The organism is Micromonospora sp. NPDC049044, assembly GCF_040649215.1.
Taxonomy (GTDB): domain Bacteria; phylum Actinomycetota; class Actinomycetes; order Mycobacteriales; family Micromonosporaceae; genus Micromonospora.
Genome location: NZ_JBEZFA010000022.1, coordinates 19,998 through 34,411, shown reverse-complemented (window position 1 = coordinate 34,411; position 14,414 = coordinate 19,998). Strand labels below are relative to the sequence as shown.

The following is a 14,414-nucleotide window of genomic DNA, read 5'->3' as shown; positions in this document are numbered from 1 at the left end:
CGGCGGGGCGGCCCCGTCGAGCCGGCCGACGGGACCGGCGGGCGGTGCGACGCGGCGGCCGGCCCGGTCGGTACGACCGGCGGTGAACTCGTCCCGGCCGGTCACGACGGCACCGCGCCGGGCAGTCGACGGACCGCCACGGCGAGTTGGCAGCCGGTGGAGATGCCACAGTCGAGCAACTGGTCGAGCTGGTGCGGGGTCACCCCGCGTTCCAGGTCGGTGACCACCTCGCCGTAGACCCGGGCCCGACCACCGTCGTCGACGTGGACGAAGGCCTTGGGCCAGAGCCGGTCGTGGTTCCACGAGTTGCAGAACGCGTACAGTGCGGGCACCTGCTCGATGCCGAAGGTGGGCGTGACCATCGTGCGGACCTGGAGCAGCTCGCCGTCCCCGCCGAGGCGCAGGAACCAGATCGTGTTGTCGTCGAAGCGACCCACCAGTTCGCCGTCCACGCTCAGGGCGACGGGCCGGCCACGGGCGGCGAGCACAGCGGCGACCAGTTCGCCGCTCAGTGGGCGTAGCGCGCCCGGGTGCCCGGCCAACACATCGTCCGGATCGCCCTCGAACTCCGGCGACGCCATGGGGCATCCCTTCTGAGGCGGATATCACGACCGGCGGCGGGGCCAGTGTTGCGACGCGCGGACACGACCCGGAAAAGCGGGGATCTGCCCGGCCCCACCGTTACCGTGACTCTATGGCGGGCCGTACCTCTCAGGCGAGTCGGCGGCGCGGCGCGTCGCCGCGCGGTGGCACCAACAGTCGTGCCCGTCAACCGGCGAAGAAGACCCGGGCGCCGGTCCGTCGTCGTACGGCGCCGGCCCGGCCCGGCCCGGCCGTCTACCTGGGCCGCGCGGTGGGCGCACTGTGGATGGGCGTGGCACACGGGATGGGCTGGGCGGTGCGGGCCGCCGGTCGGCAGGCGGCCTCCGCCCGCGACCTCGACCCGGAGCACCGCCGGGACGGCGCCGGGCTGCTGATGTTCGGGCTCGCACTGCTCACCGCCGTGGCGCTCTGGCTGTCCGGGGCAGGCCCGGTGGGCGCGCGACTGGCCGACTCGATCCGGTTGTTCCTGGGCGCGATCTCGGTGGTCGTACCGGTGCTGTTGATGATCGGGGCTTGGCGGTTGATGCGTCAGCCGGCCGACCCGGAGCACCGGGGCCGCGGGTTGATCGGTTGGAGCTCGCTGCTCGTCTCGACCGCCGCGTTGCTCCACATCGGGCAGGCCCCGGACAACCCGTTGCAGCGGGACTTCGCGGGCGGGCTGGTCGGTGCGGGCATCGGTGGGCTGCTGGAGCGTGCGGTCACCGCCTGGGTGGCGGTGCCGCTGCTGGTCCTGCTGCTGCTCTTCGGTCTGCTCGTGGTGACGGCGACACCGATCAACAAGATCCCGGAGCGGCTGGGCCTGTTGGCCGGCGGGCTGGTCGCCGCGCCGGAGGCCACCGAGGAAGCCGACGAGCCGGTCGCCCCGCGGACGCGGAAGCGGCCGGCGAAGCGGATGCCGCCGCCGGTGGACCCGGACGACTTCGCGGACCTGGACGACGCGGACCTCCAGGAGACCATGGTGCTGCCGCGCAAGTCGCCGGCGAAGGTGCCGGCGAGCCGCCGGCCGCCGGTCGAGCCGCCGGAGCACTCGCCCGCGCCGACCCGGGCCGAGCAGCTCGCGTTGACCGGGCTGGCCGGTGACTACACCCTGCCGCCGGCGAACATGCTCAGCGCCGGGGCCGCCGCGAAGACCCGCAGCAAGGCCAACGACGAGGTGATCGCCGCGCTGACGGGGGTGTTCGACCAGTTCGACGTGGACGCCGCGGTCACCGGCTTCACCCGTGGCCCGACTGTCACCCGGTACGAGGTCGAGTTGGGTCACGGCGTGAAGGTCGAGCGGATCACCCAGCTGTCCCGCAACATCGCGTACGCGGTGAAGTCGCCGGACGTACGGATCCTGAGCCCGATCCCGGGCAAGAGCGCGGTCGGCGTGGAGATCCCGAACACCGACCCGGAGAACGTGGCGCTCGGCGACGTGCTGCGCTCACGGGCGGCGACGAGCGACCACCACCCGATGGTGGTGGCGCTCGGCAAGGACATCGAGGGCGGCTACGTGGTGGCCAACCTCGCGAAGATGCCGCACATCCTGATCGCCGGAGCCACCGGCGCGGGCAAGTCGAGCTGCCTCAACACCCTGCTGGTGTCGATCCTCACCCGGGCCACCCCGGACGAGGTCCGGCTGCTGCTGATCGACCCGAAGCGGGTCGAGATGACCGGCTACGAGGGCATCCCGCACCTGGTCACCCCGATCGTGACGAATGCCAAGAAGGCCGCCGACTCGCTGGACTGGGTGGTCCGCGAGATGGACATGCGCTACGACGATCTCGCCGCCAACGGGGTCCGACACATCGACGACTTCAACCGCAAGGTCCGCAACGGCGAGATCAAGGCCCCGCCGGGCAGCGAACGGGAGATGCGCCCGTACCCGTACCTGTTGGTGATCGTGGACGAGCTGGCCGACCTGATGATGGTCGCCCCGCGCGACGTGGAGGATTCGGTCGTCCGGATCACCCAGCTGGCCCGGGCCGCCGGCATCCACCTGGTGCTGGCCACCCAACGTCCCTCGGTCGACGTGGTGACCGGTCTGATCAAGGCGAACGTGCCGTCCCGGCTGGCGTTCGCCACCTCGTCGCTCGCGGACTCCCGGGTCATCCTCGACCAGCCCGGCGCGGAGAAGCTGCTCGGCCGTGGTGACGGGCTCTTCCTGCCGATGGGCGCCTCCAAACCGGTCCGCATCCAGGGCGCCTGGGTCACCGAGCGCGAGATCGCCGACGTGGTGAAGTTCTGCAAGGACCAGCGCGAGCCGGAGTTCCGCCCGGACGTGCTGGCCCCCGCCAAGGACAGCCAGAAGAAGATCGACGAGGACATCGGCGACGACCTCGACCTGCTGGTGCAGGCCGTGGAGTTGGTGGTCACCTCGCAGTTCGGCTCGACCTCGATGCTCCAGCGCAAGCTGCGTGTCGGTTTCGCGAAGGCGGGCCGACTGATGGACCTGATGGAGACCCGGGGTGTGGTCGGGCCGTCCGAGGGGTCGAAGGCGCGCGACGTGCTGGTCAAGCCGGACGAGCTGGACGAGGTCCTGGCCGGCCTGCGCGGCGACGTGGACTGACCGGCGAAACCGCTCCCGGGAAGCGCGACGGGCCCGCCGGTAGCCGGCGGGCCCGTGACCGGGGAAGCGTTAGTTGAGCACGGCGGCGGCGATGACGGTGCCGAGGATCGCGCCGACCAGGCTGGCCGCCGCGGCGTACCAGCCGAGCGGCTTGTCACCGAGCACCGCGCCGACGATGCCGGCGACGATGCCGAGCACCCCGAAGACGATCGGGGGAAGCAGCAGGGCGAGGACTGCGAAGACGAAGCCCACGATGGTGAGGATCCGGGCAGCGTTGGCGCGGGGGCGTGCGTTGCTGGGCAGGTCGGCCATGTCTTCCTCCGGGTGAGAGCCTGTCGTGACGCATTGATCACTACCCACTGTGGGCGGTGGCCACGCCTGCCCGGGTGGCTTCTCAGTGGAAGATCTTCAGACCGATCACCCCGGCGACCACAAGCAGCAGGCACAGGATCCGGGGCAGGCTCGCCGACTCGCCGAGCGCAAGCATCCCGACCAGCGCGGTGCCGACCGCGCCGATGCCGACCCAGACCGCGTAACCGGTGCCGACCGGGATCTCGCGCAGCGCGTACGCCAGGCCGGCCATGCTCAGCACCAGCGTCGCAGCGAACACCAGGGACGGGACCAGCCGGCTGAGGCCGGCGCTGCGGTCCAGGGCGACCGCCCAGGCCGTCTCCAACAGTCCGGAGATCACCAACACCAGCCAGGCCATCTGTACCTCACGGGGGAGTGCCCGGGCCGCCGGGGCCGGGACGAGTCGGGTCTGCACGTCGCGGGGCGTCTTGGCCTGACCGGGTACGCCCACCACTCGTCCGGGGTGGCCGCAGGCCACCGACGCCGACGCTAGCACCGGTCGGCCGGCGTGCCGACTGACTCGGGTGCCGATGACGCAGTGACTCCCGCCACCCCGTATTGACCTGCACTTGACTCTAACTTGCAGGATGGCCACCATGACGCTGATCTATGCCGACTCCGAGGTCGCCGCCGCGCTGGACGCGGCCACCACCGTCGACGTCATGCGGGCCGCCCTGCTGGCCGCGTACGAGGGACGACTCGTGGCTCCGCCCCGGGCCGCGGCCCCGCTCGGCGGTGGGCGGCTGGTGCTCACCGCCGGGCACCTGGTCGGCGAGTGGTACGGCTTCCGCTCCTACGACACCTTCGGCTACCCGCAGAGCGAGCAGGTGGTGGTGCTGCACGACGCGGGCACCGGGGCGGTCCGGGCGGTCGCGGTGGGCGAGGAGCTGGGTTCCCGGCGTACCGGAGGGTTGGGTGGCCTGGCGGTCGACGCCCTGGCCCGCCCGGACGCGGCCACCCTCGGCGTGATCGGCTCCGGCCGGCAGGCGTGGACCCAGGTCTGGGCCGCCGCCGCGGTCCGCCCGTTGCGCGAGGTGGTGGTGCACAGCCGCTCCGCCGCCCGGCGGGACGCCTTCGCCGCGCGGGTCCGCGCCGAGCTGGGCGTGGCCGCCCGCACGGTGGCGGACCCGGGCTCGGCAGTGGCCGGGCGGGACATCGTGGTGCTCGCCACGACCAGCCCGACGCCGGTGCTCTGCGCCGCCGACCTCAGCCCCGGCACGCACCTCAACGCGGTCGGCTTCAAACAGCGTGACCGCAGCGAGTTCGGCACCGACCTGCTGGACGCCGCCGACCTGCTGGTCACCGATTCGCCGGCCCAGGCGGCGGACTACCAGCCGCCGATGCTCGCGGCCACGCCCCCGTACGCCGGGCGGTTGGCCGACCTGGGCGCCATCCTGGCCGGCGCGGCCCCCGGCCGGACCACCGCGGACCAGCTCTCGGTCTTCTGCTCCACCGGCCTGGCCGGCACCGAGGTCTTCCTGCTCGATGCGTTGACCCGGATGGGCGCCGTGGCCCGCTGAGCGCCGGCGGAGGGCGGGGTGACCGATCGGGCGCCGAGCCGCCCGCCCGGCCACCGCCGCAGCCCCGCGTGCGTGGGCTCACCCGGACGGCCCGGTACCCTCGGATGGTGTCTGCCACCTCTCCTTCTCCCGCTGACCACGCCGAGGGCCGTCGCGTCGCCCTGCTCACCCTGGGCTGTGCCCGCAACGAGGTCGACTCGGAGGAGCTGGCCGCGCGCCTGCACGCCGACGGCTGGCAGGTGACCACCGACGGCGAAGGCGCCGACGTGGTGGTCGTCAACACCTGCGGCTTCGTGGAGAAGGCCAAGCAGGATTCCATCCAGACCCTGCTCGCCGCCGCCGGGACCGGCGCCAAGGTGGTAGCGGCGGGCTGCATGGCCGAGCGGTACGGCCGGGAGCTGGCCGACAGCCTGCCCGAGGCGCAGGCGGTGCTGAGCTTCGACGACTATCCGGACATCGCCGCCCGACTGAACGCGGTGGTCGCCGGTGAGCAGATCACCGCGCACACCCCTCGGGACCGGCGTGAGCTGCTGCCGCTGACCCCGGTGAAGCGGCGCGACAGCGCCGTGTCGCTGCCCGGTCACGGCACCGTGAGCCGCACCGTCGTCGACACCGACGAGCACACCCCCGCGCACCTGCGCCAGGTGCTGCGCCGCCGGCTGGACACCGGCCCGGTGGCCTCGTTGAAGCTGGCGAGCGGCTGCGACCGGCGCTGCGCGTTCTGTGCCATTCCCGCGTTCCGCGGGGCGTTCGTCTCGCGTACGCCGGACGAGTTGCTCGCCGAGGCGGAGTGGCTGGCCAAGACCGGCGTACGGGAGTTGGTGCTGGTGAGTGAGAACTCCACCTCGTACGGCAAGGACCTCGGCGACCCCCGCGCGTTGGAGAAGCTGCTGCCGCAGCTCGCCGCGGTGACCGGCATCGTCCGGGTGCGGGCGAGCTACCTCCAGCCGGCGGAGACCCGACCCGGGCTGGTCGAGGCGATCGCCAACACCCCTGGGGTGGCCGCGTACTTCGACCTGTCGTTCCAGCACTCGAGCGAGCCGGTGCTGCGCCGGATGCGGCGTTTCGGCTCCACCGACCGGTTCCTGGAGCTGCTCGCGGGTGCCCGGGCGTTGGCTCCGGACGCGGGTGCCCGGAGCAACTTCATCGTCGGTTTCCCCGGCGAGACCCGCGCCGATGTCGATGAGCTGGTCCGGTTCCTGACCGAGGCCCGGCTGGACGCGATCGGGATGTTCGACTACAGCGACGAGGACGGCACCGAGGCCGCCGGCCTGCCCGGCAAGGTCTCCGCCGCGACGATCAAGCGGCGCTACGACCGGTTGAGCGCGCTCGCCGACGAGCTGTGCTCGCAGCGGGCCGAGGACCGGCTCGGCTCGACAGTCGAGGTGCTCGTCGACTCGATCTCGGACGGCGTGGTGGAGGGTCGGGCGGCGCACCAGGCGCCGGAGGTGGATGGTTCGACCACCCTGGTCGCCCCGGCCGAGGGTGCTGTCGATCTCGCCGCGCTGCGCCCGGGTGACCTGGTACGCGCGACGGTGACCGGCACCGAAGGGGTGGACCTGCTGGCGGTGCCGGATGAGATGATCTCGGCGACGCCCGGCGCGGCACGGTGACGGTGGGCCCAGACGGAGCGGGGGAGCCCAGTAATGCGGTGCCGGGAACGCCACGGAGTGCGGCGGTGACCGGGGCGGCGGAGTCGACGCCGGCCCGGGTGGTCGCCGTGGTGCCCGTCGTCAACGCGGCAAACGCGTTGACCGCCCTGCGGCTCGCGCTGGTGCCGGTCTTCGCCGCCTCGGTGATCATGTCGGGGATGACCCACGCCGGCTGGCGGATGGCCGCCTGCCTGATCTTCGCGGTGGCGTCGGCGACCGACCTGGTGGATGGCTGGATCGCGCGCCGGTTCGGGCTGGTGACGTCGGTCGGTAAGGTGGCCGACCCGATCGCCGACAAGGCGCTCACCGGTGCCGCCCTGGTGTTGCTCTCCTGGTACGACAGGCTGCCCTGGTGGGTGACCGCGCTGATCCTGGTCCGCGAGCTGGGCATCACCGGGCTGCGGTTCTGGGTGATCCGGCACGGCGTGATCGCGGCCAGTCGAGGCGGCAAGGTCAAGACCGCGCTGCAGATCCTGGCCATCGCCTGGTATCTCTGGCCGATGCCCGCCGCCCTCGCCGCCGTCGGTCCGTGGATCATGGCTGCCGCCGTCCTGGTCACTGTGGCCACCGGCTTCGACTACATCGCCCAGGCACTCCGCCTCCGCCGCCCCCGCTGACCCCACCCCGTCCGCTGCCCTTGACCATGGGGAAGTCGGCACCGGGGCGGCGTGTCGCGGGGCTAACCTCATGATCGACGCGACCGGGTGGGCAGGGTTGGGGGCCGTTGGGTGGGGAAGGACGGGTTCATGCGGGATGCGGGTGTCGAGCGGCCGGCGGCAGGCGCGGCGTCGGAGGATGCCACAGCGGGCAGTGCGGCAGCGGGCGTGGTGCACCGGTTGGCGCAGCGGCACGAGACCCTGGCCACCGTCGAATCGCTCACCGGCGGGTCGCTGGCCGCGTCGATCGTCGACATCGCCGGGGTCAGCGGAATCTACCGGGGCGGCCTTGTGGTCTACGCCACCGAGTTGAAGGGCAGCCTGGCCGGCGTACCCGCCGACCTGCTGGCCGAGCGGGGCCCGGTGGACCCGGAGGTGGCGGCGGCCCTCGCCGAGGGCGGTCGCCAGCGTTGCGGGGCGGACTGGGGGGTGGCCACCACCGGCGTCGCCGGCCCGGAACCGCAGGACGGCAAGCCCGTCGGCCTGGTCTACGTCGCGGTCGCCGGCCCCAACGGCGGGGCGGTCCGGCAGCTCGACCTGGACGGTGGGCGGGACCACGTTCGCGCGGCGGCGGTGGTCGAGGCGCTGCGGCTGCTCATCGAGCGGATCCACGACGCCGACGTCCAGGACCCCGACCTCGACCCCCAGGCCCGCCCGGGCGCCCCAGCCGACGGTCCCGAGGCCCGGAAGGCAGCCGGTGGTCCCGAGGCCCGGGAAGCGGCCGGTGGTCCCGAGGCCCGGGAAGTGGGCGACGACCCGGAAGGTCCCGTCGATACCGCCACAGGCACCCGGGGCAGGGCCGGGACGGCCGATGCCGCCCGCCGGTGAACCGGTGCCGACGAACCGACGGGCGGGGCGGGATGTCGGTCGGGCTCGCAACGGGTACGGTTGCGGGAAGGCTCCGACGTTTCGGGGTCGGCGCGGTCCGCCGCAGCCGGCCGCCCAGCGCCGGGCGCGAGGTATCCCTCAGGGGGAGGTGCGATGATCCTGCTACGCCGGGTGATCGGTGACGCACTGCGGGCGCGCCGGCAGGGGCAGCAGCGCACGCTGCGTGAGGTCTCCACCGCCGCCAACGTCAGCCTCGGTTACCTCTCCGAGATCGAGCGGGGGCACAAGGAGCCGTCAAGCGAGCTGCTCGCCGCGATCTGTGACGCCCTCGGTGCCCGCCTGTCCGAGCTGCTCCGCGAGGTGAGCGACACAGTGGCGCTCGCCGAGCAGATGCCCGACGTGCTCGTCTCGATGCAGGAGGAGCCGGCCGACGCCGCGGCCGTGCCCAAGAGCACCAGCCGGGGCGTCCGTCAGGTCACCTCCGATGGCAAGGTCGCCGTCTCGGTCCGCCAGGATTCGCCGCTCAAGGCCACGCTGCGCAGCGCGCGTGTCCGCCCGACCGAGCGCGACCGGGACGTGGTCTGCGCCGCCTGAGCCCGCCGCCCGGTTGACAATGGGAGGGGTGGCTCCGGCCGCGTAGGCTGGCCCACAGGAGCTGCCGGTGTGGTCGACCGACCGGTACGGATGCCTCGTCGGTGTTCGGCTGGGACCATGAAGCTCGGCCGGTGGTGGCCAGTCAGTCCATCCGGCCCGGCCGGCCGTGGTGGAGCGACGCTACTGAGGGGATACGGCGGAGATGGCGAACCCGTTCGTCAAGGGTTGGAACTACCTGATGGCGCTCTTCGGCGCGAAGATCGACGAGCATGCCGATCCGAAGGTGCAGATCCAGCAGGCCATCGAGGATGCCCAGCGGCAGCACCAGGCGCTGGTGCAGCAGGCTGCCGCGGTGATCGGCAACCAGCGTCAGCTGGAGATGAAGCTGTCCCGGCAGATGTCCGAGGTCGAGCGGTTGCAGGGCAACGCCCGGCAGGCCCTGGTGCTGTCCGACCAGGCCCGGGCCAAGGGCGACGAGGCCGAGGCGACGCGGTTCGAGCAGTCGGCGCAGACCCTGGCGACCCAGTTGGTCTCCGCCGAGCAGGCCACCGAGGACCTGAAGACCCTGCACGACCAGGCGCTTGGTGCCGCCGCCCAGGCCCGTCGTGCGGTCGAGAACAACTCCATGATCCTCCAGCAGAAGCTCGCCGAGCGCACCAAGCTGCTCAGCCAGCTGGAGCAGGCCAAGATGCAGGAGTCGGTGGCCCGCTCGCTGGAGTCGATGTCGTCGCTTACCGCGCCCACCAACACCCCGTCCCTGGACGAGGTGCGCGACCGCATCGAGCGGCGGTACGCCACCGCGATGGGGCGCGCCGAACTGGCCGGCAACTCCGTCGAAGGTCGGATGTTGGAGATCCAGAAGGCGACTATCGACTCGGCCGGCTCGGCCCGGCTGGAGCAGATCCGCTCAAGCATGGCGGGCGAGCAGCTCGGCGGCTCGTCGCAACGACAGGCAGTGCCGCAGGCCGAGCCGGCCAGCCCGGCCACCGACCCGACGGCCGCTGCCCGGCTCGACGAGCTGCGTGCCAGCATGGCCCGCGAGCGGGGCACCGGCGACCCGACCGCCGCCGGCTGAACGACCGGACCGAGGAGGCCAGGGTGGCAGACGAGCGGACCCGGTACTTCCGGCGGCTGGATCGACTCCGCCGGTCCGCCCGACGGTGGAGCGTGCTGGCCGGTGGGCTCGGAGGAGCGGCGGCGGTGCTGACCCCGTACGCCGGCCTTGGTCTGCCCGACGCGGCCTGGGCCGGCGCCGCGGGCAGTGCGGTGGCGCTCGCCGCCTGGCGCTGGATCGACGTGCGTGCCCTCGCCGCCCAGCCCGCACCGCCCGCCCTCGACCCCGCGGAGGCGGCGGCCCGGTCGCGGGCCCGCCTGGTCGCCGCCGTCGAGCGGCTGCCCGTCGGCCCGGGGATGCTGGCCGAGGTTCGCCGGGTGCGCTCCCGGATCGCCCTGCGCGGCACCAGCGCGGGCGAGCAGTGGGCCCGACTGGACCGGGCGGCGCTCACCCTGGCCGGCATGGCCCCCCGGCTCACCGGGCTGGCCGAGCCGGCGGTGCTGGAGGCCGCCGACGCCGACCGTTCGCTGCGCGACCTGGCCGCCCGGGTGGCGAGTGTCGAACGTGCGCTGCGGTTGGCCCCGGCCGACGCCCGCCCGCCACTGGCCGAGGCGCACGCCGTGCTGACCGCCCAGCTGAAGGCCGGGGTCGCCGCCTACGAGCGGCTGGTGGTGGCCGCCGCCGGTTACCTGGCCGAGGAGGCCCGACCGGAGGCCGCGCACCCGGCCGCCGACCGGCTCACCGAGGCGACCGACCTGTTGCACGGGGTGGCCGGGGCGCTTGCCGAGCTGCGCGCCCCGACCCGCTGAGGAACGCCGCCGCCGCACCAGGCACCCGCCCCGCGCTGGTCACGGTGGCGTCGTGACCCGGATCGGCTCCGTGTACGGCGAACTGCCAACGACGTTGAACGACCGGATCCGGTAGTGGTAGGTGACGCCCCGGGCCAGTCCCGTGTTGCTGAAGCCACGACCGGTCACCGTGAAGGTGGCCACCTCCCGGCCGAACGCCGGGTCCAGCGCCCGCTGCACGATGAACCCGGCCCCGGGGCCGGCGGGGGTGCTCGCCGCCCAGGCCAGGACCACAGTCGCGGTGTCCGGCCCGGGTGAGCTAGCGGTGGCGCCCACCCCGTGCGGAGTGCCCGGCGGGGGCGGGGCGGTCACCGTGGCGACAGTCGACCAGGCTGAGGCGGCACCCAGGTAGGTGGTCCGTACCCGGTAGTAGTACGTGGTGTCCGGTGCGATCGTGACGTCCAGGTGGCTGTCGCCGGCACCGATCGCCGTGGTGCCCGGCCCGCTGGTGAACGTCGGGTTGGTGGCCCGCTGCACGTCGATGCCGGTGGCGAACGAGCGGTTCGTCCAGCGCAGGGCCACCCGCAACGGCGCGGCGGGCGGCAGCGCGGCGACCAGGCCGCTCGGCGCGGCCAGGTGCACCGAGGCGGGCACCCCGTTGGACCAGGACGAGTAGCTGACCGCGTTCTCCGCCCGGATCCGGTAGTGGTAGGTCACCCCGGGCGTGACTGACGCGTCGGTGTACCGGGTGGCGGCCGCCGCGACGGTGATCGTGGTGATCTCGCCGTCGAAGGTCGCGTCGGTGGCTCGGTGCAGCAGGTGACTGGTCGCCGGTGGCCGGCCGCCGTTGCTGGTCCAGGCGAGTGTGATCGCGGGTAGCGCGGTGGCCGAGCCCGGTACCGGCGTGGCGGTCAGCCCGGTCGGTGCCTTCGGCGTCACCCGCAGCACCAGTGGCCGGGTCATCCCGCCGTCCCGGTGGCCGGCGAGCTGGCTGTGCCAGCGGTACTCCCAGCCGAGGTTGACCAGGTGGTTGACCACGGTGGCGGGTCGCCCGTCCGCCGGGCTGACCGGGGTCGAGCCGGTCCGCGCACCGGCCGGGCGGCACGGGTCGAGCAGCCGGACGCTGTCGCCGAGCTTGAACGGCAGCGCCGGGGCGACCGGGCGCAGCGCCACCACCACGTCCTCCCGGGGGTTGACCCGGACGATCTGCTTCCAACCCAGCTCGGTGCCGTGCGGGAGGCGCAGTGTGCCGTCCCAACCGACCCGGTTGACCAACTGCACGTCGCAGCCGCCGAAGTGCAGCGGTGCGGTCTGCCGGACGTTGCCGCTGATCCGCCAGAGTTGGATGCCGTCGGTGGCGGTGCCCAGCGGCACGGCCGGGTCGGTGGCGAAGAGCACCTCGGTGACCGGGTCGGTGGGACCGAGGGGCAGGGTCGTCGGGTTGAGCGGTCCGGCGTGCGGGTGTCCGACGCCGAGCCGGCCGACCAGCCGGCCGTGGTCGGGTTCGAAGACCTGCTGTACGGCCTTGACCGCGATCGGCAGCGTCACCGGCCCCGCGCCGGCCGTCGGTGTGATCGTCAGCGAGGTGGCGTGCACCGGCACCGTCGTCGTCGAGGCGGTGCGGGTGCCGAACGCCGGGTCGTACGCCGGCTGCGGCACGATCGGCGGGCGTTGACTGGCCGCGTACGCCACGGGCAGCCGCTCGCGTAGCCGGCCCAGGTCGTACGGCGGTGCCGGGGTCCCCGCGACCCGGAACTGGAGCAGGGTGCGGGTGTTCGGGCCGTACCCCGGCTCGGTGCCCGGCGGCCCACCCTCGGCGGTCCGGTCCGGTGCGTCGGTGTGCTGGTCGTAGCGGGGGTCGAAGCCGGGCAGCGGTGCCGGGGCGTCGTTGTACAGGATCAGCGTGGTGCCCGGCGGCACGGCGGCGAAGTCGACGAGCACGTCGGCCCGTTCACCCGGGGCGAGCAGCAGGGTGTGCCCGTCGACGTTCAGCACTGTCGGGTCGAGCCGGTCGTAGCGGTAGCCGACCGGCCGGTTCGGCAGCACCACCGGGGCGGGCAGCAACCCGGCCTCGTTGCCGATCTGGATGAACTCCGGCCCGGCGGCGAGCGGATCCGGCACACCGCCGTCGCGTCCGTCGGTCGGCCACCCCGGCGGCCGGTCCGGTGCCCGCACCGCCGGCACCATCGGCACCTCCCCGGCCTCGGCATCGGCCAACGCCCCGTCGACCGTCCACATCGGCGCGTCGGAGCAGGCCCGGTAGAGCTGGAGATTGAGGCTGCGGTCCAGGCAGGCGTTCAGGATCCGGAACCGGTAGGTGCGCGGCAGCACCTCCAGGTACGGGTAGGCGACACCGTTGACGAGGGGGGTGTCGCCGTACGCCTCGGGCACCGCCGACGGGTGCGGCACACCGGGGTACATCGGCGGCTCGTCCGGCGCATCGACCGGGTCGTGGTGCGGGTTGGCGACGCAGCCGTCGGTGCGGTTGCTGTCCGCGGCGGGATCACGCGACCAGGGGCCGTAGTCCCACCTGCCGGTGGGGTTGCGTCCGCCGGACCGGTACGGGTTCTGCCGCGGCTGGTAGACGTGCGGGTGCCAGAGGCTGCCCCGGGCGCCCCAGCGGTCCCGGTCCCAGGTCGGGTCCTCGGCGGCGAGTTGGGCGTCGTCCGGCACGAACGTCTTGTCCTCGATCACCAGCGGCAGTTGGTCGGCCGGGAGCACCGCGTCGGCGACGAGCTGCTCCTCGGCGGGATCGGTGAGCAGGTAGAGCGCGAGTTGCCCGCCGTAGACGGTGAGCCGGGCCAGGCCGAGGGTGTTGTCGTGGAACCACAGCAGCCGGCCACTCTGCTCGTTCGGGTAGTACAGGGTGGTGGCCCCGGCACCCGGCGGCGGCATGTCCGGCACGTGGGTCACGCCCACCCCGTTCGGGTACGGGGTGATCTCCCCGGCCGGCGTGATCCACTGCCCCGGGTTGCCGGCGCTGTTCCAACCGGTCTGCGCTCCGGCCAGGTGCAGCACGGCGCGGTTCTGCGGGAACGGGGCGGGCCCGTCGAGCGGGCCGATCCCGGCGCCCTCGATGGTGTCGTCGACAGGCAGGAACAGCTCACCGGCCCGGCCGGTCGGGAGGTGGTTGATGAACTTCACCCGGACCGGTCGGCCGCGCCGGGCGAGGATCATCGGGCCGAGGTGCCAGGGCCGCTCCGGGGGTGCCACAGTGTTGTGCCCCGCCGGGTCGGTGCCCAGGTTGAGCTGTCGGTAGCCGCGCAGCCGGGTGGCCGGCAGGTCCCGGTGCAGCCGTTGCGCGTACTCCTGCACGACGATCTCGTAGTAGTCGCAGCCCGGATAGCTGATCGTGTCCGGCGTCGCCACCGGTAGGTGGCCGCCGAGGTCGGTGCCGTCGCGTTGGCCCGGGACCGGCAGTGGGTCGACGAACTTGCGCAGCCCGGTCCCGGGCACCACCCGCCCGTCGGGGTCGCACGTCGGGCGGGGGCTGTGGGCGAAGTTCGGCACCGGGCCGAAGCAGCGGGGCACCACTGCCGGGTCCAGGCTCGGCGTCGGGGCGGTCTCCTCGGCGGTCCGCGCGGAGGGTACGGACGCCGCCCGGCCCCCGGCGCGGTCGTCGGTGTCGGGGGTGGCCCGTTCGAAGAAGGTGGAGCGGAGTCTGCGGAACAGCGCCATGACTCTCCCCGGGTCGGGGCGCGAGGGTGGCCACCCCGGCGTGGCTGCCTCGGCGCTCTGCTGACGATCGGTGAGCACTCAACCGCAGCATGCGACTCCGGCGGCCGGATAGGAATTACCCAATCGTCCGTATCTGGGCCGG

The 14,414-nt window shown here is 73.4% G+C and carries 11 protein-coding genes, 1 pseudogene and 1 riboswitch; of the genes and pseudogenes, 8 read left to right on the top strand and 4 right to left on the bottom strand.

Annotated elements, in window-relative coordinates:
* Positions 1–101 precede the first annotated feature (101 nt).
* Positions 102–581, bottom strand: coding sequence for a YbjN domain-containing protein (locus AB0B85_RS19300; protein ID WP_357409054.1), 480 nt, complete (start codon positions 579–581; stop codon positions 102–104).
* Positions 582–694: 113 nt separating this feature from the next.
* On the opposite strand from AB0B85_RS19300, the gene AB0B85_RS19295 reads away from it, so the two are divergent.
* Positions 695–3,151, top strand: coding sequence for a DNA translocase FtsK 4TM domain-containing protein (locus AB0B85_RS19295; RefSeq protein ID WP_357409052.1), 2,457 nt, complete (start codon positions 695–697; stop codon positions 3,149–3,151).
* Positions 3,152–3,220: 69 nt separating this feature from the next.
* Here the strand turns inward: AB0B85_RS19295 and AB0B85_RS19290 are convergent, their stop codons facing one another.
* Together AB0B85_RS19290 and AB0B85_RS19285 are read right to left on the bottom strand one after the other, a co-directional pair.
* On the bottom strand, positions 3,221–3,463 hold the full coding sequence (locus tag AB0B85_RS19290; protein ID WP_357409050.1) for a hypothetical protein: 243 nt from the start codon (positions 3,461–3,463) through the stop codon (positions 3,221–3,223).
* A gap of 82 nt (positions 3,464–3,545) precedes the next feature.
* The gene (locus AB0B85_RS19285) at positions 3,546–3,860 is read right to left on the bottom strand and encodes an SMR family transporter (RefSeq protein ID WP_357409183.1); all 315 of its coding nucleotides are present in this window, start codon (positions 3,858–3,860) and stop codon (positions 3,546–3,548) included.
* A gap of 59 nt (positions 3,861–3,919) precedes the next feature.
* A riboswitch (guanidine-III (ykkC-III) riboswitch) is annotated at positions 3,920–3,984 on the bottom strand.
* Between the two features lie 114 nt (positions 3,985–4,098).
* Between AB0B85_RS19285 and AB0B85_RS19280 the strand changes: the two genes are divergently transcribed.
* The 7 genes and pseudogenes from AB0B85_RS19280 (at position 4,099) to AB0B85_RS19250 (ending at position 10,615) form a co-directional block, all read left to right on the top strand.
* The gene (locus AB0B85_RS19280) at positions 4,099–5,022 is read left to right on the top strand and encodes an ornithine cyclodeaminase family protein (RefSeq protein ID WP_357409048.1); all 924 of its coding nucleotides are present in this window, start codon (positions 4,099–4,101) and stop codon (positions 5,020–5,022) included.
* Positions 5,023–5,126: 104 nt separating this feature from the next.
* The gene (gene rimO / locus AB0B85_RS19275) at positions 5,127–6,635 is read left to right on the top strand and encodes a 30S ribosomal protein S12 methylthiotransferase RimO (protein WP_357409046.1); all 1,509 of its coding nucleotides are present in this window, start codon (positions 5,127–5,129) and stop codon (positions 6,633–6,635) included.
* Positions 6,636–6,700: 65 nt separating this feature from the next.
* Positions 6,701–7,291, top strand: a complete 591-nt coding sequence (pgsA, locus tag AB0B85_RS19270; protein WP_357409044.1) for a CDP-diacylglycerol--glycerol-3-phosphate 3-phosphatidyltransferase — start codon at positions 6,701–6,703, stop codon at positions 7,289–7,291.
* Between the two features lie 129 nt (positions 7,292–7,420).
* A pseudogene (locus AB0B85_RS19265) lies at positions 7,421–7,939 on the top strand (CinA family protein); the annotation flags it as partial.
* A gap of 372 nt (positions 7,940–8,311) precedes the next feature.
* Positions 8,312–8,752, top strand: coding sequence for a helix-turn-helix transcriptional regulator (locus AB0B85_RS19260; RefSeq protein WP_357409042.1), 441 nt, complete (start codon positions 8,312–8,314; stop codon positions 8,750–8,752).
* Between the two features lie 202 nt (positions 8,753–8,954).
* The gene (locus AB0B85_RS19255; protein WP_357409040.1) at positions 8,955–9,827 is read left to right on the top strand and encodes a PspA/IM30 family protein; all 873 of its coding nucleotides are present in this window, start codon (positions 8,955–8,957) and stop codon (positions 9,825–9,827) included.
* Positions 9,828–9,850: 23 nt separating this feature from the next.
* A complete protein-coding gene (locus AB0B85_RS19250; protein ID WP_357409038.1) occupies positions 9,851–10,615 on the top strand; it encodes a hypothetical protein in 765 nt (254 codons plus the stop codon).
* Positions 10,616–10,654: 39 nt separating this feature from the next.
* Here the strand turns inward: AB0B85_RS19250 and AB0B85_RS19245 are convergent, their stop codons facing one another.
* On the bottom strand, positions 10,655–14,272 hold the full coding sequence (locus AB0B85_RS19245) for a hypothetical protein (protein WP_357409036.1): 3,618 nt from the start codon (positions 14,270–14,272) through the stop codon (positions 10,655–10,657).
* Positions 14,273–14,414 lie beyond the last annotated feature (142 nt).